Consider the following 23,684-nt stretch of genomic DNA (forward strand, 5'->3'; position numbering starts at 1 on the left):
TGTCGCGGGTGAACCAGTTTCCCTGGTGTTGGCGCAGTATTCGCGCACCCCAACCTCGGTTGGGGTTATTTTTTACCTGCGATTTGCCAGCCAGTTTCTTAAAATCCCCACCTGACTTTCCCAATCGTGATTCAGTTCATCGATCCATTCCTGCACGTTATCATCCCATGCCGGCAGTTCCGGTGACTGAATCTGCTGCGCAACCTGCCGCAGACGGATAAGCCCGACAGATCCCGCCGCACCTTTGATTTTGTGCCCTTCCTCCGTAATACCTTTGCGATCTTTCGCCACCATATTGGAATTGAGAATCGCCAGGTAGCCCGGCATCATTTTTTCAAATACATCTAGGCTGTCTGCAATCAGTTTCGGTCCCGCCAGTTCGATATACTGGTTCAGCATCTCCAGATCCAGTGATTGCGCATACACGTCTTCAGATGCCGCTGAGCTGCTTTTCTCCGCAGGCAGTACCTCACTGCCATCCCCCCAGAATTTCGCTATCATCTGCGTCAGAGCGCCCACAGCAAGCGGTTTGCTCAGTACGTCATCCATCCCGGCGTCCAGATACTCTTTTTTGTCCTTCAGTACATTGGCGGTCAGTGCCACCAGCGGCGGTAACTCATCCGCCTGATAACGCTGATGCAGCTCACGGGCGATATCCAGCCCGCTCATATCCGGCAGCTGGATATCCAGCAGCACAAGGTCGTACTCCTCCGGCGAGAACATCGCCAGCGCGTCACGGCCATTCATCGCAACATCCACCGTGTTACCCAGCTTTTCCAGGACAGAACGCGCCACCACCACATTCAGCTCGATATCCTCCACCAGCAGGATATTCAGGGCAGGCAGCAGGTCATCATCATCTTCCTCTTCCGGTGCCTCCCGGGCCGGTGCGCAGACCGACAGCGTGAAGCAGGAGCCTTTACCCGGCTCACTGGTCACGGTGATATCACCGCCCATTGCCTGCGCCAGACGGCGGGAGACCGCCAGGCCGATACCGGTACCGGTGGCCGGGCGTCCGCCCGCACTGTCCGTGACCTGGTAATACATGGCGAAGATTTTCTCCAGTTCATCCTTCGGAATACCAATGCCGGAATCCCGCACCTCAAAACAGAGCATGTCATTGGCTTCGCGCCACACTTTCACCGTAATGCCGCCCTCCCGGGTAAACTTCACACCGTTGCCGATAAGGTTCCACAGGATCTGGCGCAGACGGGTGCCGTCCGCCATGATCACGGACGGTACCGGCTGGATCAGATCGAGGGTGAACTGCAGCCCTTTCGGCTGCACCAGCAGGCCGGACAGGTTTTCCAGATCAGAAATAAATTCGGTGAAATTCACCGGCTGGGTATCGAGGCGGACATTGCGCCGCTCCAGTTTGTCCATCTCAATCACGTCATTGAAGATATTGCCGAGGGTGACGGCGCTGACATGAATGGTTTTCAGGTAATTTTCCTGCTCCGGATTAAGATCCGTATCCAGCAGAATCCGGCTCAGCCCGACAATGCCGTTCAGCGGTGTGCGCAGTTCATGGCTGATGGTGGAAATAAAGGTGGTTTTCTCGCGGCTGGCGTTTTCAATCGCCTCCTGATAGCGCTTGCGCTCCGTGATATCACGACCAAAACCCATCAGACCGTGGCGTTTGCCGACACTGTCATAGAACGGCACTTTGCGCAGCTCAAAGCAGGCTTTGCGCCCGTCCGGGTAGACCAGCCACTGTTCATAGGTGAGCGAGACATTATGACGGAACACTTTTTCGTCAGTTTCCATCACCTTATCGGCGATTTCGGGGTCATAAATATCGCGCGGGGTCAGGCCGCGCAGCAGTTTTTCACTGCGTCCGGTGAGCAGTTCCATGGCGCGGTTACAACCGGAAAACTCATTTTTCTCATTGCGGTAATAAACCAGATCGGGTGAGGCATCAAGGAAGGAACGCAGCAGGACTGATTGCTGTTCAAACTCAAGCTGGGTCTGCTCACGGCGGCTGATCTCTTTCTTCAGTTTATCCAGCAGAACAACCTGTTCATCCTCGACTTTTTCGCGCTCGGTAATTTCCTGATTCAGCTGGGTAATATTCTCTTTCAGCTGCTCGTTGAGCTCAAGATCCCGCTTACGCATCACTTCCAGTTTACTGACCAGCCCGGACAGGCGCTGGCGGGACTCCTCAAGCTGTTCAACCACCACCGACATAAAATAGACCGCCCACGGCGTGATCAGCAGGCCGAAAAAGACCGAGCGCACCAGGTCAATACTCTGCACTTCCCCCTGAAGCAGCATGGTGACAGCAATCTGCACCACCATTGCCAGTACCACCAGTCCCGATGCCAGCAATAACGAAAACCGGACCAGTCCCAGTTTCATCAGTAAATCAACATAATATTGTGCTAAACCGCGTAGCAATTTCATACCTGCTCCACCCGCTGAATGAGGATTAGTATCATAACGTAAAATTGGCGGATCACCGCGTTTCCGGCGCGGATTAAGTAAAAAATCAAACTCACCGGCGCTGTACGCATTTTCCGCCGGATAATATGGCCGGATTATCACCCGGTACTGTTTTTTTATCTGAATAAAATTAAAAACACGACATTTATCTGCAAATTAGCAGAAACAGAGCAGATAAAATCAGGTTATAAATAAAAACGCCCATGCTGCGCGGTAATAACCCGCAAAAAACAGTGATGTGCATCACACAAAAAATTGGCACTCCGGTTGCGGAAACAGCGGATTAAAATCCTGAAAATAGTTTTTTTTCATTAAATTATCGCAAAAACCAGGCTCACATACTGTCAGTCCCCTGATATTTGACCGTCACAGTATTTCCCGGTAAGTTGAAAAATGACGTTCCGGATCACCTGTGGTCAGCACCGATATAATAATTATTCAGAAGCCGGTCGCGGCACAAACATAACATCACAATACCCTTTGCTGAGATATCTGTCGTCAGCAGGGCTGACTGAGGCCCGGAAACAGCTTCGCCGCAGGAATGCGGCCTAATGTGAGACATGCAAAAGGGGCCACTTATGCTTTATAACCCGTCACAGGATAAGGACAACTGCGGTTTCGGCCTGATTGCCCACCTCGAAGGACAACCCAGCCATAAAGTCGTGCGTACCGCCATCAGCGGGCTGGCGCGGATGCAGCATCGCGGTGCGATCCTTGCCGACGGCAAAACCGGGGACGGCTGCGGTTTGTTATTACAAAAACCCGATCGTTTCTTTCAGATGATTGCTGCAGAGAATGAATGGCGGCTGGCGCGTAATTATGCAGTCGGGATGCTGTTTCTCAGTCAGGATCCGGTCATTGCACAAACCTGCCGTGACATTATCGAAGAAGAGCTGGCGGACGAAACGCTGTTTATCGCAGGCTGGCGCAAAGTGCCGGTCAGACCGGAAATCCTCGGCGAAATCGCTCTCGCCGGTATGCCGCAGATTGAGCAGGTTTTTATCAATGCTCCCGCAGGCTGGCGGGCCCGGGATCTGGAACGCCGCCTGTTTATGACGCGCCGCCGGATTGAAAAGCGCATCAGCGACCCGGATTTTTATGTCTGCAGTCTGTCCAACCTGGTGACGATTTATAAGGGCCTGTGCATGGCCGCCGATCTGCCGCGTTTTTATCCGGATCTGGCCGATTTAAGAATGGAATCCGCCATCTGTCTGTTCCATCAGCGTTTTTCAACCAATACCGTTCCGCGCTGGCCGCTGGCACAGCCTTTCCGCTATCTCGCTCATAACGGCGAAATCAACACCATCACCGGTAACCGCGAATGGGCACGTGCCCGTGCTTATAAATTCCGTACGCCGCTGATCCCGGATCTTATCACCGCCGCCCCGTTCATTAATGAAACCGGTTCGGATTCCAGTTCGCTGGATAATATGCTGGAACTGTTTCTCAACGGCGGGATGGATCTGGTGCGCGCCATGCGCCTGCTGGTGCCGCCTGCCTGGCAGAATCATCCGGATATGGATGATGACCTGCGTGCTTTTTTTGATTTTAACTCGATGCATATGGAGCCGTGGGACGGCCCGGCGGGAATTGTTATCTCTGACGGGCGCTATGCCGCCTGTAACCTCGACCGCAACGGGCTGCGCCCTGCCCGCTATGTGATCACCACAGATAAACTGATCACCTGCGCCTCCGAAATCGGTATCTGGGATTATCAGCCGGATGAGGTCACGGAAAAAGGCCGTGTCGGGCCGGGGGAACTGCTGGTGATTGATACACAGGAAGGCCGCATTCTGCATACCCGCGAGACCGATAACGATCTCAAAACCCGTCATCCGTACAAAGCATGGCTGGAAAAAAACGTTGTGCGCCTCACGCCGTATCAGGATCTGATGAATAAAACACCGCCGCAGCGTGCCCTTAATGATGCACAACTGGCGGTCTATCAGAAGCAGTTCGGCTACACTCTCGAAGAGCTGGAGCAGGTACTGCGGGTGCTGGGGGAAAACGGCCAGGAAGCGGTCGGCTCAATGGGGGATGATACCCCGTTTGCGGTACTCTCCACCCGCCCGCGTCTGATTTATGACTATTTCCGCCAGCAGTTTGCCCAGGTAACCAACCCGCCGGTCGATCCGCTGCGGGAAGCCCACGTTATGTCGCTCGCCACCAGCATCGGCCGGGAAATGAATGTTTTCTGCGAAGCGGAAGGCCAGGCACACCGGCTGAGTATGGCCTCGCCGGTACTGATGCACACGGATTTTGAACAATTACTGAGCCGTGATCCGGATTATTACCGCGCGGAACATCTGTCACTCTGCTTTGATCCGCAGGAAACCACGCTGGAGCAGGCGATCCGCACCCTGTGTGATAATGCGGAAGCCGCTGTCCGCGCCGGTGCCGTACTGGTGGTGCTAAGTGACCGGCAGATTTCCCCGGATACCCTGCCGATCCCGGCACCGATGGCTGTCGGCGCGGTACAGCAGCGCCTGGTCAGCCGGAGCCTGCGCTGTGATGCCAACATTATCGCCGAAACCGCCGGTGCCCGTGACCCGCATCATTTTGCCGTCCTGCTCGGGTTCGGTGCTACCGCCATTTACCCTTATCTTGCCTGTGAATCCCTGCTGAAACTGTGCAGTGATAACGTTCTGACACACTCACCGGCGCAGGTGTTACTCAACTACCGTAACGGCATCAACAAGGGACTGTATAAAATTATGTCCAAAATGGGGATCTCCGCCGTCTCCTCATACCGCTGCGCCAAACTGTTTGAAGCGGTCGGCCTGAGTGATTCGGTAGCGGAGCTCTGTTTCCGGGGCGTACCAAACCGGATCGGCGGCGCGGATTTCAGTGATTTCCAGCAGGATCTGCATAACCTGTCCCGTCTCGCCTGGCTGCCGCGCAAACCGCTCGATGCGGGCGGTCTGCTGAAATACATTCATAACAGTGAATATCACGCTTATAACCCGGATGTGATCGCCACATTGCAGAAAGCAGTTCACAGCGGACATTATGCGGATTACCAGCACTATGCGGCGCTGGTAAACGGACGTCCGGCCGCTATGCTGCGCGATTTGCTGGCACTGCGTACCGATACACAACCCATCAGTATTGATGAAACAGAATCGGCGGAATCCCTGTTTTCCCGCTTTGATACCGCTGCCATGTCTATCGGCGCCCTCAGCCCGGAAGCCCATGAAGCACTGGCTGTCGCCATGAACCGGCTCGGCGGCAGTTCCAATTCCGGCGAAGGCGGTGAAGACCCGGCGCGCTTTGGTACAGAGAAAAACTCTAAAATCAAGCAGGTAGCCTCCGGACGCTTTGGTGTGACCCCGGGATATCTGCGCAGTGCGCGGGTTATTCAGATCAAAGTGGCACAAGGCGCGAAACCCGGTGAAGGCGGCCAGTTACCGGGAGATAAAGTCACGCCGTATATCGCTTCGCTGCGCTATTCGGTGCCCGGCGTCACCCTGATTTCCCCGCCGCCGCACCATGATATTTACTCAATCGAAGATCTGGCTCAGCTGATTTTCGATCTCAAACAGGTCAATCCGGACGCGCTGATTTCCGTCAAACTGGTCTCGGAGCCGGGCGTCGGCACCATTGCCACCGGTGTGGCGAAAGCCTATGCCGATTTCATCACCATTTCGGGGTATGACGGCGGCACCGGCGCCAGCCCGCTCACCTCCGTCAAATATGCGGGTACACCGTGGGAGCTGGGGCTGGCGGAAGCCCAGCAGGCACTGGTGAGCAACGGTCTGCGCCATAAAATCCGCTTACAGACAGACGGCGGGCTGAAAACCGGGCTGGATATCATCAAGGCCGCCATTCTTGGTGCGGAAAGTTTTGGTTTCGGCACCGGACCGATGGTCGCGCTCGGCTGCAAATATCTGCGCATCTGCCACCTGAATAACTGCGCCACCGGCGTGGCAACCCAGGATGAAACGCTGCGCCGCGATCACTATCACGGCCTGCCGGAGCGGGTAATGAACTATTTCCGCTTTATTGCACAGGAAACCCGCGAGCTGATGGCACAACTGGGGGTGAGAAAACTGACCGATCTTATCGGCCGCACTGATTTACTGGTCCGGATTGAAGGCACCACCGCCCGGCAGCAGAAACTGGATCTGTCCGATCTGCTGGTCTCCCCGGTACCACATGAGGGTGCTGCCCTGTTCTGTTCACAAACCAATCCGCCGTTTGATAAGGGTGAACTGAACCGCCGCATCCTGGAAGAGACCCGCACCTGCGTGCAGACACAGCAATCCCGCGCCTTTTATTACGATATCCGCAATACCGACCGCTCGGTGGGGGCTGCGCTCTCCGGCTTTGTGGCGGAATTGTACGGCAACAGCGGGATCGCCGCCTCACCGCTGAAACTGCACTTCACCGGCACCGCCGGGCAGAGTTTCGGCGTCTGGAATGCCGCAGGTATTGAACTGACCCTGACGGGCGATGCCAACGACTATGTCGGTAAAGGAATGGCAGGCGGGCAGATTGTTCTGCATCCGCATCCGGGTTCTGCCTTTGCCGCTCACGATACCACAATTGCCGGAAATACCTGTCTGTATGGCGCTACCGGCGGCAGACTGTATGCCGCAGGTCGTGCCGGAGAGCGCTTTGCTGTCCGTAACTCCGGCGCACTCGCGGTGGTCGAGGGTGTCGGTGATAACGGCTGTGAATATATGACCGGCGGGATTGTCTGTGTGCTCGGCAAAACCGGAATTAACTTCGCGGCCGGGATGACCGGCGGATTCGCTTATCTCTATGATGAGGACGGCACCGCCGCCGGGCGTGTCAACCCGGAAATGGCAGAAACCCGCGATATCAGCGGGCTGCCGGTTCTGCAGGAACACCTGCGCGGCATGCTGGAAGACCACCGCCGCCTGACCGGCTCCGCCAGAGCAGACGCACTTCTCAGAGATTGGACAGAACAGGCCGGGCGGTTTATCCTCGTCAAGCCGAAATCTGCGGATATTCATGCACTTGCCGGGGTAACCCGCCACGCAGACACTGAATTACGGATCCGGGCACAGTAAGGGGAATCAAGATGAGCCGCAATGTTTATCAGTTTATTGAATTACAGCGTACGGATCCGCAAAAGCTGCCGCTGGCACTCCGTAAAACCGAATTTATCGAGATTTATGAGCCGTTTTCGCCGCCGCAGGTGAAAGAGCAGGCCACCCGCTGCCTCGGTTGCGGTAATCCGTACTGTGAATGGAAATGCCCGGTACATAACTATATCCCTAACTGGCTGCGGCTGGCGGAGGAAGGCCGGATTATTGAGGCCGCTGAGTTGTCACACCAGACCAACAGTCTGCCGGAAGTGTGCGGCCGGGTGTGCCCGCAGGACAGATTATGTGAAGGTGCCTGTACCCTGCATGATGAGTTCGGTGCAGTCACCATCGGTAATATTGAACGTTACATCACCGACAAAGCGTTTGAAATGGGCTGGAAACCGGATCTCTCCGCTGTCTGCCTGACCGGAAAAAAGGTCGCGGTCATCGGTGCCGGTCCTGCCGGTCTGGCCTGTGCCGATGTCCTGATCCGCAACGGCGTCACCCCGGTGGTCTTTGATAAGCACCCGGAAATCGGCGGGCTTCTCACGTTCGGTATTCCGTCGTTTAAGCTGGAAAAATCCATTATGCAGCGCCGCCGTGAACTGTTCACTGAAATGGGCGTTGAATTTCAGCTGAATACCGAGATCGGAAAAGACATCACGCTCAGTGAATTACAACAGAATTATGATGCTGTCTTTATTGGCGCGGGTACCTGTCAGCCGATGAGCGGCGGGCTGAAAAATGAAGATGCCGCCGGGGTATACAGCGCCCTGCCGTATCTGATCGGCAATACCCGCCAGATGATGGGACTGCCGGATGATGATTCTGCCCCGTTTATTGATCTGAAAAATAAACGTGTCGTGGTGCTCGGCGGTGGTGATACCGCAATGGACTGCCTGCGGACGGCTATCCGCCAGGGGGCTGCGGAAGTGACCTGCGTATACCGCCGCGACGAGGAGAACATGCCGGGATCGCGCCGTGAGGTGAAAAATGCCAAAGAAGAAGGGGTTATTTTCCGGTTTAATTGTCAGCCATCCGCCATTGAAACCGATGTATCGGGTAAGGCCTGTGGTGTCCGCGTATTAACCACCCGGTTGGGTGATGCGGACAGCAGTGGCCGCCGTCAGATTGAAACGGATGATAATTCCGCCTTTGTTATTGATGCCGATGCGGTCATTATCGCGTTTGGTTTCCGGCCGCACGCGATGCCGTGGCTGGATGCCCTCAGTGTCACGCGGGATCAGCAGGGCCGGATCAGCGCCCCCGCACAGGCAACCTATCCGTTTGAAACCTCTGTCAGCGGCATTTTTGCCGGGGGGGATGTGGTACGCGGTTCGGATCTGGTGGTTACCGCCATTGCCGAAGGCCGCCGGGCGGCAGAAAGTATTCTGGATTATCTGCATGTATAAAAACGGATTTACACTTATATAAAACCCGGTAACGGGAAGGCTGAAGATTGGCCTTCCCGTTATTGTCTGTGCCCTGAAATCCGGTTTTGTGTTTCAGATTTGACGGTACCGTTTTATTGTCTGCCGGTCAAAAGAATATCGAATCTCTAATTATTACTACTCATTTATTTTTAATTACCGGCTGTTAGTATTATCTGAATTTCGGATCATAAGGAAATATCCAATGGCAGATATACGCTATATTACAGGCGGTGCAGATGGCTGGCTTAATGTCAAAAGAGAACCCGCACAAAACATTATTGCACTCCCCGGAACATTAAAAGTTGATGTGACCAGTAATAAGAATGGCCGCGACTATTTTACAGCGTCAGAAGGTGTGGAAAAAGGGAAAAACTTCTCTGTTAAAGAGGGGTATTTATCACGGGTCAGCCCGAATTACCGATCAGCCGCATCACTCAGTTTTTCTGTTTCAAATGAAATACTGGAATATCCTTACGGGAAAATACATGCCTTCACCGATGATATCAACCCAATCCCCGTTGGTATTCACAATATTCAAATACCTGATTTCCCGCATGATGGCGGTTTGGGATATACCGTACAATCACCGTTTGCCAAAAATTGGTTTTATTTGGGAACAGGAAATGCAGTCCCGGGTAATAATGACCGGTATTTACATCCCGGAAGAGGTACTTTAGGCTGTATTACTGTTGACCCTACCAAATGGACAGAATTATACGAATATCTTATTCGTTGCAGGAGCGGAGATGGAAAAACTGTCGGTCGTGTTACTGTTACTCGTTAATAGTCTTTTTATTGCACCTGCCAGTGCCGGTACTGATACGCTTGTTTTAAAAAATACGGCTGATGCCCGGCAACCCGGCCTGGTTCTTGATGGCCTGAAAAATGCTGCGATATCACCTGATGATGCCGTGCTTTCCCAATTTAATACGCCGGCTGTCAACGCAATGGCAAAAAAAAACTGGTCAGCTGCCGGAAAAATGTATGGCGAAAAGATGCTGCGTTATCCTTCACCTGACACTATCGTGCACTATGCTGATGCCCGGTTATTAATGCTTAAAGAAGTAAAAACCCGGAACAATGCCTTAACAGAGTTTAATTCGGTGGTTGTACCGGATACGCTTCTCTATTACCGCTCGGCTGAAACCGTGGATAATCAGATTAATCAGTTATCCCCGGATGAAAAACAACACCTTCGCACGAAAATAGCCTGCATTGAGACGTTTATTGCAGACAAAGAAGCAAAAACATTTACCTGCCCGATACTCCGGTAATCTCCGCAGAATTTCAGTAAAAAGACCGCTTTCGCGGTCTTTTTTATTTATCAGTCTGTTACTTCACGACACGTAAGTTCGGACGGCCACGCGGTGGTTTCGGCGGTTCCGGGTCATCCCCGTCAGTACTCTCTTCCGCCGGTTTTGCCGGTTCGTCGTGGATCAGGGTGATGTTATCCACAGCCGGGGTCAGAATGTCTTCGTCTTCCGCAGCCTCATAAGCCACTTCCGGCTCAAACATCATTCCGGCACCGTTTTCACGGGCGTAGACCGCAATAATGGCGGCCATCGGCACATCCACCTGACGCGGAACGCCGCCGAAACGGGCATTAAAACCGACCCACTCGTTGGTCATTTCCAGATTGCCCACAGCACGCGGTGCAATATTCAGGACAATCTGTCCATCCTGAGCATACTCCATCGGCACATTGACACCGGGGGTGTTCACATCCACCACCAGATGGGGTGTCAGCTCATTATCCAGTAACCACTCATAGTGTGCCCGCAACAGATAAGGGCGGCGCGGTGTTAATTCCTGAATATCCATCAGTGATTAACCCCGTGACTGTAAACGCATCTCACGCTCAGCTTCCGTCAGGGAAGCCAGGAAAGAGTCACGCTCAAACACGCGCTGCATGTAGAACTGCAGATGTTTGGTATCCGAAGACGGACGTGCGGACAGGTCGATACCCAGTACCGGCAGACGCCATAACAGCGGGGACAGATAGCAGTCCACCAGGCTGAATTCTTCATTCATAAAATACGGATATTCTTTGAATACCGGCGAAACTGCAACCAGCTCTTCCGTTAACTGTTTGCGGGCCTGGTTCGCTTCCTGGGCAGAGCCCTTTTCAATTTTATTCATCAGCGAGTACCAGTCCTGCTCGATGCGGTGCATCATCACACGGCTCTGCGCACGCATCACCGGGTAAACAGGCATCAGTGGCGGGTGCGGGAAACGCTCATCAAGGTATTCCATGATAATACGTGAATCATATAAGGTCAGCTCGCGATCCACGAGTGTCGGTACCGTCTGGTATGGGTTCAGATCGATCAGGTCTTGTGGCAGATTGCCTGCTTCGACATGCTCAATTTCAAAACTTACCCCTTTTTCCGCCAGTACAATCCGTACCTGGTGGCTGAAAATATCGGTCGGGCCGGAGAACAGAGTCATTACCGAACGTTTGTTGGCAGCGACAGCCATGAAAACCTCCAAGTTTATCAAAATAAAGGAATGAACAGCGCACTACGCCATTCCTACCTGTAATCTCTCACTGAATCCGGGAAAGAAAACCACAGCGAGCCAGTCCGGGCGCGCGGCAGTGTGTTCAGGGGCGAGAAAATGTTTGTGCCAGTTTACCAGATTTTGCCCAACTTAGGGTGACTCCGGGCAAAAAATCATTCAAAAACACTAAAAATGGGGGTTAACAGCGACAGATTCATGAAATAAACATGAAACTACAGGTTATGACGGGATAATTTGCGGCAGTTATACGGTTATAAAAAAACCCGCCGGTGGCGGGTTTTTTGTATTCCAACGAAACCAGTGATTAACGTTTGGAGAACTGTGGACGGCGGCGTGCTTTGCGCAGACCCACTTTTTTACGTTCAACTTCACGTGCATCACGCGTTACGAAGCCGGCTTTACGCAGCTCAGAACGCAGAGATTCGTCGTACGCCATCAGAGCACGGGTGATACCGTGACGGATTGCGCCTGCCTGACCAGAGATACCACCACCTTTAACAGTGATGTACAGGTCCAGTTTTTCTAACATTTCAACCAGTTCCAGCGGCTGGCGAACGACCATGCGTGCTGTTTCGCGGCCGAAATAGTTTTCGAGGCTGCGTTGGTTGATGACGATGTTACCACTACCCGGCTTAATAAAGACACGAGCGGATGAACTTTTGCGGCGACCAGTGCCGTAGTATTGATTTTCAGCCATTGCCTATAATCCCGATTAAATGTCCAGAACTTGCGGTTGCTGTGCCGCGTGATTGTGCTCGTTACCTGCGTAAACTTTCAGTTTACGGTACATTGCACGACCCAGAGGGCCTTTCGGCAACATGCCTTTCACAGCGATTTCAATAACGCGCTCAGGATGGCGTGCGATCATCTCTTCGAAGGTCGCTTGCTTAATACCACCAACGTAGCCAGTGTGGCGATAGTACACTTTGTCTGTACGCTTGTTGCCGGTTACAGCAACTTTTTCTGCGTTCAGAACGATGATGTAATCACCGGTGTCAACGTGAGGAGTATATTCCGCTTTGTGCTTACCGCGCAGACGGCGGGCTAATTCAGTTGCAAGACGGCCTAAAGTTTTGCCGGTTGCATCAACAACGAACCAGTCGCGTTGTACGCTTTCTGGTTTAGCTGTAAAAGTTTTCATTAAAGCTTACCCAATAAATAAGTTACATGTTGGTGAACCAATGTTCAGAAACTGAGGCTCACACGACGCTTGTCCAGTAAACCTACCCCTTCGAGCAGAATCATCTGGCGCTAGTTGCAGTCTTCTTTGGGAAATAAAGAAAACCGCTGTAACGTGGGGTCGCAAGATTATAGAGAAGTCCCTGCAAAAAATCGACCCCAAATTAAAAAAATTTCCCCGAAACCCTTTTCAGGGGCGCGCATTATACCAGATGCGGCAGTTTCAGGTACTCCTCACTTTGCATTTCCTGCAGCCGGGAGAGGCATCTGGCGAACTCGAAAGCCAATAACTGCCCCTGATAGAGAGAATCCATCCCGCTCTGTGCCTGAATAATCAGTTTGACTTTCCGCTCATAAAACTCATCCACCAGCGCCAGAAAGCGCCGTGCCGCATTCTCATTTTCCGTGGTCAGCACCGGAACCTCATATAAAAGTACCGTGTGATAGATTTTTGACAGCGCGATATAGTCAAGCTGACTGCGCGCATCCTCACACAGTGTCCGGAATGTCACTGCCAGCACACCATCAGTTTCCCGCACCACCGGCAGCTGACGGTGATTGATGGTCAGCGCCGCCTGTCCGGCTTTCTGTCCGCCGGTCAGCCGGGAAAACATGCTGTCCATTGCCGCTGACGTGTCCGCATCCGCCGGGGTCAGCCACAGATGAGCCTGTGTCAGGGTACGCAGGCGGTAATCAATTCCCGCATCCACATTCAGCACATCACAGTATTTTTTAATCTGTTCAATGGCCGGCAGAAACCGGGCACGCTGTAATCCGTTACGGTACAGGTCATCCGGCGGGATATTGGAGGTCGCCACCAGCGCAATGCCGCGCTGAAACAGCGCTTCCAGCAGGGTACCCAGGATCATGGCATCCGTGATATCGGAGACAAAAAACTCATCGAAACAGAGAACATCCGTTTCCTGTGCAAAGCCGTCCGCAATACTTTCCAGCGGATTTTCATGTCCCTGAAGCGTCGTCAGCGCCTCATGCACCCGCAGCATAAAGCGGTGGAAATGCAGCCGCAGCTTGCGCGGCCCGGGCAGGCTGTCATAAAACAGATCCATCAGCCAGGTTTTGCCGCGCCCGACCCCGCCCCACATATAAATGCCCTGTACCGGCGGACAACTCACCGGTTCAGGCGCTTTTTTCAGCCAGCGGTTCAGGGTGCCGCGCAGCCCTTTTTCCGGCTCCGGAGTACATGGCGTATGCATCAGGAGCGCCTGATGCATCTCTGTCAGCCGGTCAACGGTACGCCGCTGCACCTCGTCCGGTGCAAATCCGCTGCCGTTCAGTGCCTGCTGATACAACTCACGCGGTGTTGTGCTCATAAACAGTAATCCCTTAATATTATCAGAGGTTTTTATTGAGATTTTTATGATGTAGCGGCGGGTATTATACCCGGAAATCCGGGATAATGCCGGAAAGCCTTACCTTCACTATTCCCCCCGGACGGCAAATCCGGTTATAGTGACAACAGATTCTAACGCGCATGATGCACTTAAAGGAGTAGCCATGATTTGGGTATATGCACTCATCGGATTAGCAGTTGGTTTAATCATTGGTGCGCTGGCCGTTCGTCTGGGCAGTTCTAAGTTCAGAGAGCAGGAAGCCATGAAACGGGACCTGGAAAAGAACAAGGCCGAGCTGGAAGAGTACCGCAAAGAGCTGGTCAGCCACTTTGCCCGCAGTGCAGAACTGCTGGATAACATGGCGAAAGATTACCGCCAGTTATATCAGCACATGGCGAAAAGTTCATCAGAACTGATGCCGGAACTGTCCGCACAGGATAATCCGTTCAGTTACCGCCTGACGGAAGCTGAGGCCGATAATGATCAGGCACCGGTAAAAATGCCGCCGCGTGATTATTCAGACGGCTCATCCGGCCTGTTCCGTCCCGCCGGGAACAAAGAAAGTTAATCGTTAAAACCGCAGGCGACTGCGGTTTTTTTTCGCCTGAATTCAGCTGCTTAATACGGTCTTCCGAACCATTCCCCGCACTAATCTTCAGTTCACGTAAAGCCTTGTAAAGGTTGTTTTATTTCCGTTGAATGCGGAACTTTTACACACACATAGAGTCATACAGATATCTGCGTATGCTGCGGCTTCTCATGCCTGCAGATTCAGCTTATTAATTGATGAGACACAAAACGAATGATGAATAAAAAGAAAAAAAACCTGCTCAGTGCTGTTGCCATCAGCCTCGGGTTATCTCTCGCGGCACTGCCTGCGGTATCAAATGCAGCGTTACCGGCCAAAATGGCCACCGGCGAATCTCTGCCGAGCCTGGCACCGATGCTGGAAAAAGTACTGCCTGCCGTGGTCAGCGTGGAAGTTTCCGGGACAGCCGTTGCCCGTCAGCAGGTGCCGGAAGAGTTTAAATTCTTCTTCGGCCCGAATATGCCGTCACAGCAGGAAAGTGTCCGTCCGTTCCAGGGACAGGGTTCCGGCGTCATTATTGATGCACAGAAAGGCTATATTCTGACCAACAACCACGTTATTCAGAATGCGGATAAAATCCAGATCCAGCTCAATGACGGCCGCAAATATGATGCGACCTTAATCGGCCGCGATCCGCAGACCGACATTGCCCTGTTACAGGTGAAAAATGCCCCGAACCTGACAGCCATCACCCTGGCGGATTCCGACAAACTGCGCGTCGGTGATTTCACCGTTGCTGTCGGTAACCCGTTTGGTCTGGGTCAGACCGCAACCTCCGGGATTATATCAGCATTAGGCCGCAGCGGTCTGAATGTGGAAGGGCTGGAAAACTTTATCCAGACCGATGCCTCCATCAACCGGGGTAACTCCGGCGGTGCGCTGGTGAATCTCAACGGTGAACTGATCGGTATCAACACCGCGATTCTGGCACCGGGCGGCGGTAATATCGGGATCGGCTTTGCTATCCCGAGTAACATGGCCAAAGACCTGACCTCCCAGCTGATTGCCACCGGCGAAGTCAAACGCGGCTCCCTTGGTATCCGCGGGACTGAAATGAACGCCGATATTGCCAAGGCAATGAATGTGGAAGCCCAGCGCGGGGCGTTTGTCAGTGAAGTAATGCCGAAATCCGCCGCTGCCAAAGCGGGGATAAAATCCGGTGACGTGCTGGTCTCCGTTGACGGCAAACGTGTCAGCAGCTTTGCGGAACTGAGAGCCAAAATCGGCACCACCGCGCCGGGCAAAGAAGTGAAAATCGGTCTGCTGCGCAAAGGTAAACCGCTGGAAGTCACCGTGATACTGGATGACAGCGAAGGCCAGACGACCAAAGCGGAAAACCTGACCACTCTGCTGCAGGGTGCAACCCTGAGTAACGGCAGTAATAAAGAGGGTAATAAAGGTGTCAATATTGATGCGGTACAGAAAGATTCTCCGGCAGCCGGGTCAGGGCTTCAGCCGGGCGATCTGATTATCGGCGTCAACAATCACCGGGTGATGAGCATTGTTGAACTGCGCAAAATTATCGACGGCAAACCAAACGTGCTGGCACTGAATATTTTACGCGGCGATGACAATATCTATCTGCTGCTGAATAATGCCGGCCGCTGATACATTTTTGCAGTGAATACTGAAACCGCGCCGCGTAACACGGCGCGGTTTTTTATTTCAGGCAGCGCCGGCCTCATAAAAATCCACAGCAGAATTCAGTACCGGTTTCACCACCCCGGCGCGGATCAGATAATCACCGAAATCCTCCCCGTCCGTCCGCTCCTGTGACCAGCGTCCGATAAGCTCATCAAGCACTGATAAAATCGCTGCTGAGCTGATATTTTCGCGGTACATGCGCGGGATACGGGTGCCGGTGCGGTTACCACCAAGATGCAGATTATAACGATCCGGCGCTTTGCCCACTAACCCCACTTCCGACAGCATGGCTCTTCCGCAGCCGTTCGGGCAGCCGGTGACCCGCAGGACGATCTCTTCATTCTCCACACCGTGTGAAGACATAATCTTCTCAACCTCTGTGACAAACTCAGGCAGAAACCGCTCCGCTTCCGCCATCGCCAGCGGGCAGGTCGGAAACGACACACAGGCCATGGAATTTTCCCGCAGCGGCGTGACATTATCGCTGATAAGACCGTGTGCCCGCGCAAGGGATTCAATACGGGATTTGTCCGCCTCCGGAATACCGGCGACAATCAGGTTCTGATTGGCGGTTAACCGGAAGTCCCCCCGGTGGATTTTGGCGATTTCCGCCACGCCGGTTTTCAGCGGTTTGCCCGGCAAATCAATCAGACGGCCGTTTTCAACAAACAGCGTCAGATGCCAGTGGTCGTCAATCCCTTTTAACCAGCCTATCTGATCACCGCGCAGGGTGAATTCATACGGGCGGATCGGGGCAAACGTGATACCCGCCCGCCGCTCTGCTTCCTGTCTGAATGTATCAACCCCTACCCGCTCCAGCGTGTATTTGGTTTTGGCATTTTTACGCTCCGTCCGGTTTCCCCAGTCGCGCTGGGTGGTGACAATCGCCTCCGCCACTGCCAGTGTGTCTTTCAGCGGGATAAACCCGAACTCACTGGCGAGACGCGGAAACGTTGCCGTATCACCGTGCGTCATCGCCAGACCGCCGCCCACCAGTACATTAAAACCAATCAGCTTGCCGTTTTCTTCAATCGCCACAAAATTCATATCATTGGCGTGTAAATCAACATCATTCAGCGGCGGGATCACCACCGAGGTTTTAAACTTACGCGGCAGATAGGTTTCACCTAAGATCGGTTCCTCATCGGTTGCCGCCACTTTTTCTTTGTCCAGCCAGATTTCAGCATACGCGCGGGTACGGGGCAGCAGATGCTCAGAGATTTTTTTCGCCCATTCATACGCTTCCCGGTGCAGGCCGGACTGAACCGGGTTCGAAGTGCAGAGTACATTGCGGTTCACATCGTTGGCGGTTGCCAGTGAATCCAGCCCGGCCTCATGCAGCATCTGATGCGCCGGTTTAACATCCCCTTTCAGAATACCGTGAAACTGAAACGTCTGCCGGTTGGTGATCCGGATACTGCCGTACAAAGTCTGTTCTGCGGCAAATTTATCTATTTTCAGCCACTGTTCCGGGGTGATCACCCCTCCCGGCAGCCGGCAGCGCAGCATCATGGCGTGGCGAGGCTCCAGTTTTTGTTCTGTGCGTTCCGCCCGGATATCGCGGTCATCCTGCTGATACATGCCGTGAAAGCGGATCAGCAAAAAGTTATCCCCCTCAAATCCGCCGGTCAGACCGTTGCTCAGATCCTCTTTGATGGTGCCGCGCAGATAGTTGCTCTCGCGCTTCATTCTTTCGCTGTCGCTCAGTTTGCCTTCCACGATTAAAGGCCCGTTGTGTTTATCGCTCATTAATAGACATCCCTCTGATACCGGCGCGCCGTGCGCAGCTCACTTAAAAATTCATCCGCCGATTCACCGTCCCGGTTACCGTACCGGCTGATGATCGCCAGTAATGCGTCCTCAGTATCGCGGGCCATCAGACCCGCATTACCGCAGACGTAAATATGTGCGCCATCCTCAATCCAGCGCCACACGTCCGCTCCCTGCTCGCGCAGTTTGTCCTGGACATAGGTTTTTGCCGGTTTATCCCGCGACCAGGCCAGTGAGATATGGGTCAGCACGCCATCGCGGACATAACGCTGCCATTCGGTCTGATACAGAAAATCCTCGGTAAAATGCTGATTGCCGTAGAAAAGCCAGTTTTTACCGGAAGCACCGTCATTTTCCCGCTGCTGCATAAACGCGCGGAACGGCGCAATACCGGTACCTGCACCGATCATAATAACCGGCACATCCGGATCGGCAGGCAGACGGAAATGATCATTAGATTCAATGAAAACCCGTACATCCCCGCCCTCCTGTATACGGTCAGCGAGAAAGCCGGAAGCCCCGCCGGTCCGTGCCCGGCCATCCGTCTCATACCGCACCACGCCGACCGTCAGATGGATCTCATCCTCCGCCTCGGCCTGCGATGATGAAATTGAATAGAGCCTCGGGGTCAGTGGCCGGAGAATACCGGCAAAAGCCTGTGCTGAAGGCCGAGAAGGTGCCTGACGCAGCATTTCCGCGACAGGCGTGGTCTGCGCGTAATGCAGCGCGGCCTGCTTATCACTGATCAGAGCGGATAACACGTCATGTTGCGATAACTGTGCGTATTTGCTGACCGTCACCCCGTTATTCTGTGTGAGCTCCAGATGCCGGATCAATGCCTCGCGCAGGCTGCAGGTATTGCCGGATACGGTGATCTCCGCCGCCGCATCGGCATGCAGCAGGCTGATAATCTCATCCGCCAGTGCCGGATCATTCTCAAACCAGACCCCGAGCGAATCACCGGGCTGATAATGCAGACCGGAATCCCCCGCAGAAATTTCAATATGCCGCACATCTTTCAGTGAATTGCGGCCGGTAATTTTCTGATTAACGGAGAGAGATGCCGTCAGCGGTGCCTCTTTGCTGTAACGGTTTTCAGTGACACTGACCGCCTGAGCGGCAGTCTGCTGCGGATCTCCCGCCGCAATGCCCCGAGCTTTCAGCACCTGTGTCAGTGATTCAGTCCACGCCGCTGCCGCTGCCTGATAATCCACATCCGCATCCGTCCTCGGCACAAGCGCGGTCGCACCGGCCTTTGTCAGCTGAGTATCAAAATCGATTCCTGCCTGACAGAATTTTTCGTATGACGAATCCCCCAGCGAGAAAACAGCATAAGCGGTGCCGCTGAGATCCGGCCTTTTTGATGAATGCAGATATTTATAAAATGCCACCGCTTCTTCCGGTGGTTCACCGTCACCCTGCGTGGATGTCACAATAATGACAATCTTCTCCCGGGCGAGTTGCTTATATTTATAGTCTCCGGCATTCACTAAATTCACCGCGAGTTTCTCACTGAGAAAACGTCTTTTTAATTCTTCACATACGCGCCGTGCATTACCGGTTTGCGAGGCAGAAATAAGGGTAATAATCTCACGGTCTGTTGTATTTAATGCCGGGGAAATATCTGCCGGTACAGACGTATTCCCCCGTCCCCACAAATAACCGGATAACCAGGCCAGTTGCTGAGAGGTAAAACCTGCTGTTGCTGTCTGCAAAGCAGCAAGCTGCTCCGCAGAAACCGGAAATACCTGCTCCGGCGGTATCTGTGCTGCCATAATCCCGTTACTCCCGCATTGCTCATTGTGATTATTATTCCGTTATTTTCCAGGTTATCGCATTACGGCTTATTGAGAATAAGAAAATAAAGCCATAACTCATAACAAAATAATCTGATATATCATGATGATTATTTGCCAACCGTATATCTCCGGGTTACACACAGATAAACAATGCATTACGTATAAAAAAAATAATGACCCCACCCTTCATTTTAATGAAATAAGTATCTTTGCCGGGAATATTCTTCATGTATAACAAAAAGGAATTTCAATATAAAAAGTAATTCTTTCCCGGAATATATTCCATAACACTAAATAGATAACTATTCGTGACTTCGCAACGGAAGAGAACAATGTCGTTATATCAGCCTCAGAGAAAAAATAAATTAAAGGTGGTCATCTCTTTGCTGGCAGCACTGGTCATTATCAGCGGGTTTATTTACAGCCAGAAAGCACCGGCACCACCGGCAACAACGGAAAAACCGGTGGTAATCGCTTATCAGGCGATTATCGACCCCGGTAAAATCGCGCAGGCAAACCATACCTACGAAGCTGCCACCGGTAAACCGATCATCTGGAAGAAATTCGACAGCGGTGCCGATGTGCTGACCGCCCTGGCTGCCGGTGAAGCGGATATTGCCAATATGGGATCCGCACCGTTTACTGTTGCCGCCAGCCGCGGACTGCCGGTAGAGGTTTTTTATATTTCCGGCATCCCGGACACCGCCGAAGCACTGATTATCCGCAATGACCGTGATCCGTCCGGTGGGCTGGCCGGTAAAAAAATTGCTGTACCTTTTACCTCCACCGCTCATTACAGCCTGCTGGCAGCACTGGAACATCTGAATATTGATGAAAAATCCGTTCAGCTGGTCAATCTTCGCCCTGCTGACATTGTCGCGGCATGGGAGAGAGGCGATATTGACGCGGCGTATGTCTGGGAACCGGCCTTAAGTCAGCTGAAAGCCAACGGGCAGATCCGGATTTCCGGCCGTGATGTGCGGGCATGGGGAAAACCAACCTATGACCTGTGGGTCGCGGACAGCAACTTTGCCTCACAGCATCCTGATGTGCTGGCGCAGTTCGCCGCCGCTACTGACACTGAGGTTCAGTGGTATCAGCGGAATAAAAATACTATTACGGACTTTCCTGACATCACAGGCAAAATTGCACAGCTGACCGGTGCCCGCCCGGAAGATGTGGCAGGCGTGCTGGCGGGTAATGATTATCCCGCCCTGAAAGAGCAAAAACAGATCCTGACAACCACCCTGGCAGATGATATCCGCAATACCGCACTGTTTTTACAGCAGCAGGGCAGTATTGATTCGGTTAAAGATTCCTATGCCGGCAATATCAATACGGACGCTGTCACCACGGCAGCGGGGAAATAACAATGGCGGATATCGTACTGGAAAATATTGATCTGGTTTATCACGGTCAGCCGCAGACAACCTTATCCGGTATTGATTTAACCATTCCGGATAACGGTATTACCGTGATCCTCGGTGCTTCCGGCTGCGGGAAAACCTCGTTGCTGAATATTGTCGCCGGTTTTCTGCCCCCCTCCGGCGGAAAAATAACACGGGACGGAAACGAAATCCGGCATCCCGCCTCTGACAGAGTCGTGGTATTTCAGAATGATGCCCTCATGCCCTGGCTGAATGTCTATGAAAATGTCGCACTGGGACTGAAAATTAAAAAACTCGGTAAACAGGAAGAAAAAGCAGCGGTCGAAGAGAATCTGCAAAAAGTCGGATTACTGCATGCCATTACCGATAATATCTGGTCACTGTCCGGCGGAATGCGGCAGCGGGTCGGCATTGCCAGGGCACTGGCTGTAAAGTCTGATTTTATTCTGATGGACGAACCCTTCGGCGCACTCGATGCCGCCAACCGGGAGCAGATGCAAACCTTAATTCTGACCTTGTGGAAAAAACAGCAGAGTGCCTTTTTTATTATCACTCACGATATTGAAGAAGCACTGTTAATGGCGACGAAGCTGATATTAATGGCGCCGTCTCCGGGACGGATAATATCGGAAGAAGAACCCCCGTTTTATCAGCAGTGGTCAGATGGCAGGCCTGTCCGGCAAATTAAATCAGACCCGGCCTTTATTCATCACCGCGACACACTGTCAGACAAAATAATGGCATACCAGCGCGGTTAATTCACCGGTACGGAGTGACATCAATGGCAGATATAAATAAACAGAACCGCTACAGCCGTTTATTTCTCAGTATTGTGAGTTTATCCGTGCTGATTGCCGGCTGGTGGCTGATCACCGCATTGCAGTGGGTCAATCCGCTCTATTTACCCGCCCCGGCTCAGATAGGACACCAGTTTCTGGCGTTATCCGAATCCGGTTATATGAATGCCACGCTGTGGCAGCACCTGGCGGCCAGTCTTGACCGCATGCTCAAAGCGCTGCTTCTGGCGGTTATCACCGGGATCCCGCTGGGCGTACTGATGGGACTGAGTTCCCGGATACGCGGCATACTGGATCCGGTGGTTGAACTGTACCGCCCGGTTCCCCCGCTTGCCTATCTGCCGCTGATCGTGATCTGGTTCGGGATCGGGGAAACCACCAAGATCCTGCTGATCTGGCTGGCGATCCTTGCGCCGGTTCTGATTTCAACAATGCAGGGCATTATGGCTGCGCCGGGAAACCGGATCCGCGCTGTACAGTCTCTGGGGGCAAACCGGCTTCAGGTACTGAGATATGTGATCCTGCCGTCAGCACTGCCGCAGATGCTGACCGGCATCCGGATCGGCCTCGGCGTGGGCTGGTCAACCCTGGTGGCGGCAGAGCTGGTCGCGGCACAGCAGGGACTGGGGTTTATGGTGCAGTCCGCCGCGCAGTTTCTTAACACCGGCATCGTCATCACCGGCATCGCTGTGATTGCCGTGGTGGCGCTCGCCATCGAACTGGCATTGCGTCATTTGCAGCAGGCATTAGTGCCGTGGTACGGCAAAGAATCTTAACTGACAGAGAGGTCATGCATATGGAGATCCAACCGTTGACACCCGCCATCGGTGCGCTGGTCGGGGGTATTAACCTGAATAAAACGCCGGATGCCGCCACGCTGGCGGCATTACAGGATGCGTTACTGGAACATCAGGTACTGTTTTTCCGTCAGCAATATATTGAACCGGAAGCCCAGCGGGACTTTGCCGCTGCGCTGGGTGAACTGCATATCCATCCGGTTTATCCTTCCCACAAAGACGTGCGGGAACTGATTGTGCTCGACAGCCACCTGCTGGATCTGAAAGATAACGAACTGTGGCACACCGACGTGACATTTCTGGAAAAACCGGCCATGGGCTGTGTATTATCCGCCGTACAGGTTCCCCCTTTCGGCGGCGATACCCTGTGGGCCAGTCTGACCCGTGCTTATGATGATTTATCACCGCCGTTACAGGCATTTTTATCCGGCCTGACGGCGGAGCATGATATCAGCCTCTCGTTCCCGGACAGCCGCTTTGCGCAGACCGGCGAAGCAAAAGACGCGCTGGAAAAAGCCCGCCGTGATTTCCCGCCGAAACGCCACCCGCTGGTCAGAACCCATCCGGTTACCGGTAAGAAGAGCTTATTTGTGACCGAAGGTTTTACCCGCCGTATCTGTGAATTAAGTCCGGAAGAGAGTGATACATTGCTGACGTTCCTGTTTAAACACAGCACACAGCCGAAATATTTTGTCCGCTGGCACTGGCAGAACGGTGATATGGCCGTCTGGGATAACCGCTGCACCCAGCATCTCGCCAGTTTTGATTACGGCGATTTTCACCGCATTATGCACAGAGCAACCGTGATCGGTGATAAGCCGGTTTAAACACCTGTATAACATGACGCAGCCGGCGGCCCGGCGCGTCATGACCGGAAGCGATAAATAACCGCCTGATACCGCACCTGTTTATTTGTACCA

General features: G+C 53.1%; 18 protein-coding genes. 10 read left to right on the plus strand and 8 right to left on the minus strand.

Annotated features, from left to right (window positions below; all coding sequences use genetic code 11):
- Window positions 1-72 precede the first annotated feature (72 nt).
- A complete protein-coding gene (gene arcB, locus U868_RS0101925; protein WP_025151818.1) occupies window positions 73-2,403 on the minus strand; it encodes an aerobic respiration two-component sensor histidine kinase ArcB in 2,331 nt (776 codons plus the stop codon).
- Between the two features lie 617 nt (window positions 2,404-3,020).
- On the opposite strand from arcB, the gene gltB reads away from it, so the two are divergent.
- The 4 genes from gltB (at window position 3,021) to U868_RS23970 (ending at window position 10,203) form a co-directional block, all read left to right on the plus strand.
- Complete coding sequence (gene gltB, locus U868_RS0101935) at window positions 3,021-7,478, plus strand: glutamate synthase large subunit (protein ID WP_025151819.1); 4,458 nt, start codon at window positions 3,021-3,023, stop codon at window positions 7,476-7,478.
- A gap of 11 nt (window positions 7,479-7,489) precedes the next feature.
- A complete protein-coding gene (locus tag U868_RS0101940) occupies window positions 7,490-8,908 on the plus strand; it encodes an FAD-dependent oxidoreductase (RefSeq protein ID WP_025151820.1) in 1,419 nt (472 codons plus the stop codon).
- Between the two features lie 223 nt (window positions 8,909-9,131).
- Window positions 9,132-9,713 carry a hypothetical protein gene (locus U868_RS25415; protein ID WP_162817198.1) on the plus strand — a complete coding sequence of 194 codons (582 nt, stop codon included), beginning with the start codon at window positions 9,132-9,134 and terminating at the stop codon, window positions 9,711-9,713.
- A complete protein-coding gene (locus U868_RS23970; RefSeq protein ID WP_025151822.1) occupies window positions 9,676-10,203 on the plus strand; it encodes a hypothetical protein in 528 nt (175 codons plus the stop codon). Before U868_RS25415 ends, U868_RS23970 begins: the two co-directional genes overlap by 38 nt.
- A 58-nt stretch (window positions 10,204-10,261) precedes the next feature.
- Here the strand turns inward: U868_RS23970 and sspB are convergent, their stop codons facing one another.
- The 5 genes from sspB to zapE all read right to left on the minus strand — a co-directional run bounded on the left by sspB (window position 10,262) and on the right by zapE (window position 13,959).
- On the minus strand, window positions 10,262-10,750 hold the full coding sequence (gene sspB, locus U868_RS0101955; RefSeq protein WP_025151823.1) for a ClpXP protease specificity-enhancing factor: 489 nt from the start codon (window positions 10,748-10,750) through the stop codon (window positions 10,262-10,264).
- A 6-nt stretch (window positions 10,751-10,756) separates the two neighbouring features.
- Window positions 10,757-11,407 (minus strand): stringent starvation protein SspA, encoded by a 651-nt coding sequence (gene sspA / locus U868_RS0101960; protein WP_025151824.1) that lies wholly within the window; start codon window positions 11,405-11,407, stop codon window positions 10,757-10,759.
- 346 nt (window positions 11,408-11,753) lie between these two features.
- Window positions 11,754-12,146, minus strand: coding sequence for a 30S ribosomal protein S9 (gene rpsI / locus U868_RS0101965; RefSeq protein ID WP_015422974.1), 393 nt, complete (start codon window positions 12,144-12,146; stop codon window positions 11,754-11,756).
- 15 nt (window positions 12,147-12,161) lie between these two features.
- Window positions 12,162-12,590, minus strand: coding sequence for a 50S ribosomal protein L13 (rplM, locus tag U868_RS0101970; protein WP_004236344.1), 429 nt, complete (start codon window positions 12,588-12,590; stop codon window positions 12,162-12,164).
- A gap of 241 nt (window positions 12,591-12,831) precedes the next feature.
- The gene (gene zapE / locus U868_RS0101975) at window positions 12,832-13,959 is read right to left on the minus strand and encodes a cell division protein ZapE (protein ID WP_025151825.1); all 1,128 of its coding nucleotides are present in this window, start codon (window positions 13,957-13,959) and stop codon (window positions 12,832-12,834) included.
- Window positions 13,960-14,143: 184 nt separating this feature from the next.
- Between zapE and zapG the strand changes: the two genes are divergently transcribed.
- Entirely contained in the window at window positions 14,144-14,548 is a 405-nt protein-coding gene (gene zapG / locus U868_RS0101980) for a Z-ring associated protein ZapG (protein ID WP_025151826.1), read from the plus strand.
- Window positions 14,549-14,782: 234 nt separating this feature from the next.
- Window positions 14,783-16,177 carry a serine endoprotease DegQ gene (degQ, locus tag U868_RS0101985; protein WP_029990491.1) on the plus strand — a complete coding sequence of 465 codons (1,395 nt, stop codon included), beginning with the start codon at window positions 14,783-14,785 and terminating at the stop codon, window positions 16,175-16,177.
- Window positions 16,178-16,234: 57 nt separating this feature from the next.
- Here degQ and cysI read toward each other — a convergent pair whose 3' ends face one another.
- Together cysI and cysJ are read right to left on the minus strand one after the other, a co-directional pair.
- Entirely contained in the window at window positions 16,235-17,962 is a 1,728-nt protein-coding gene (gene cysI / locus U868_RS0101990) for an assimilatory sulfite reductase (NADPH) hemoprotein subunit (RefSeq protein ID WP_025151828.1), read from the minus strand.
- On the minus strand, window positions 17,962-19,758 hold the full coding sequence (cysJ, locus tag U868_RS0101995; RefSeq protein WP_025151829.1) for an NADPH-dependent assimilatory sulfite reductase flavoprotein subunit: 1,797 nt from the start codon (window positions 19,756-19,758) through the stop codon (window positions 17,962-17,964). The genes cysI and cysJ overlap by 1 nt, the downstream gene beginning before the upstream one ends.
- 356 nt (window positions 19,759-20,114) lie before the next feature.
- Between cysJ and U868_RS0102000 the strand changes: the two genes are divergently transcribed.
- The 4 genes from U868_RS0102000 to tauD are packed head-to-tail and all read left to right on the plus strand — an operon-like array spanning window position 20,115 to window position 23,591.
- Window positions 20,115-21,152, plus strand: coding sequence for an ABC transporter substrate-binding protein (locus U868_RS0102000; RefSeq protein WP_025151830.1), 1,038 nt, complete (start codon window positions 20,115-20,117; stop codon window positions 21,150-21,152).
- Between the two features lie 2 nt (window positions 21,153-21,154).
- Window positions 21,155-21,928 carry a taurine ABC transporter ATP-binding protein gene (locus U868_RS0102005; protein ID WP_025151831.1) on the plus strand — a complete coding sequence of 258 codons (774 nt, stop codon included), beginning with the start codon at window positions 21,155-21,157 and terminating at the stop codon, window positions 21,926-21,928.
- A gap of 23 nt (window positions 21,929-21,951) precedes the next feature.
- Entirely contained in the window at window positions 21,952-22,743 is a 792-nt protein-coding gene (gene tauC, locus U868_RS0102010) for a taurine ABC transporter permease TauC (protein ID WP_025151832.1), read from the plus strand.
- 20 nt (window positions 22,744-22,763) lie between these two features.
- Window positions 22,764-23,591, plus strand: coding sequence for a taurine dioxygenase (gene tauD, locus U868_RS0102015; RefSeq protein ID WP_205275472.1), 828 nt, complete (start codon window positions 22,764-22,766; stop codon window positions 23,589-23,591).
- Window positions 23,592-23,684: the final 93 nt, after the last annotated feature.

Source organism: Morganella morganii H1r (assembly GCF_000633515.1).
GTDB lineage: Bacteria > Pseudomonadota > Gammaproteobacteria > Enterobacterales > Enterobacteriaceae > Morganella > Morganella morganii_B.

Coding starts and splice junctions, on each gene's coding strand:
- arcB (WP_025151818.1), bottom strand. CDS start 2,403: ATGAAATTGCTACGCGGTTTAGCACAATATTATGTTGATTTACTGATG.
- gltB (WP_025151819.1), top strand. CDS start 3,021: ATGCTTTATAACCCGTCACAGGATAAGGACAACTGCGGTTTCGGCCTG.
- U868_RS0101940 (WP_025151820.1), top strand. CDS start 7,490: ATGAGCCGCAATGTTTATCAGTTTATTGAATTACAGCGTACGGATCCG.
- U868_RS25415 (WP_162817198.1), top strand. CDS start 9,132: ATGGCAGATATACGCTATATTACAGGCGGTGCAGATGGCTGGCTTAAT.
- U868_RS23970 (WP_025151822.1), top strand. CDS start 9,676: ATGGAAAAACTGTCGGTCGTGTTACTGTTACTCGTTAATAGTCTTTTT.
- sspB (WP_025151823.1), bottom strand. CDS start 10,750: ATGGATATTCAGGAATTAACACCGCGCCGCCCTTATCTGTTGCGGGCA.
- sspA (WP_025151824.1), bottom strand. CDS start 11,407: ATGGCTGTCGCTGCCAACAAACGTTCGGTAATGACTCTGTTCTCCGGC.
- rpsI (WP_015422974.1), bottom strand. CDS start 12,146: ATGGCTGAAAATCAATACTACGGCACTGGTCGCCGCAAAAGTTCATCC.
- rplM (WP_004236344.1), bottom strand. CDS start 12,590: ATGAAAACTTTTACAGCTAAACCAGAAAGCGTACAACGCGACTGGTTC.
- zapE (WP_025151825.1), bottom strand. CDS start 13,959: ATGAGCACAACACCGCGTGAGTTGTATCAGCAGGCACTGAACGGCAGC.
- zapG (WP_025151826.1), top strand. CDS start 14,144: ATGATTTGGGTATATGCACTCATCGGATTAGCAGTTGGTTTAATCATT.
- degQ (WP_029990491.1), top strand. CDS start 14,783: ATGATGAATAAAAAGAAAAAAAACCTGCTCAGTGCTGTTGCCATCAGC.
- cysI (WP_025151828.1), bottom strand. CDS start 17,962: ATGAGCGATAAACACAACGGGCCTTTAATCGTGGAAGGCAAACTGAGC.
- cysJ (WP_025151829.1), bottom strand. CDS start 19,758: ATGGCAGCACAGATACCGCCGGAGCAGGTATTTCCGGTTTCTGCGGAG.
- U868_RS0102000 (WP_025151830.1), top strand. CDS start 20,115: ATGTCGTTATATCAGCCTCAGAGAAAAAATAAATTAAAGGTGGTCATC.
- U868_RS0102005 (WP_025151831.1), top strand. CDS start 21,155: ATGGCGGATATCGTACTGGAAAATATTGATCTGGTTTATCACGGTCAG.
- tauC (WP_025151832.1), top strand. CDS start 21,952: ATGGCAGATATAAATAAACAGAACCGCTACAGCCGTTTATTTCTCAGT.
- tauD (WP_205275472.1), top strand. CDS start 22,764: ATGGAGATCCAACCGTTGACACCCGCCATCGGTGCGCTGGTCGGGGGT.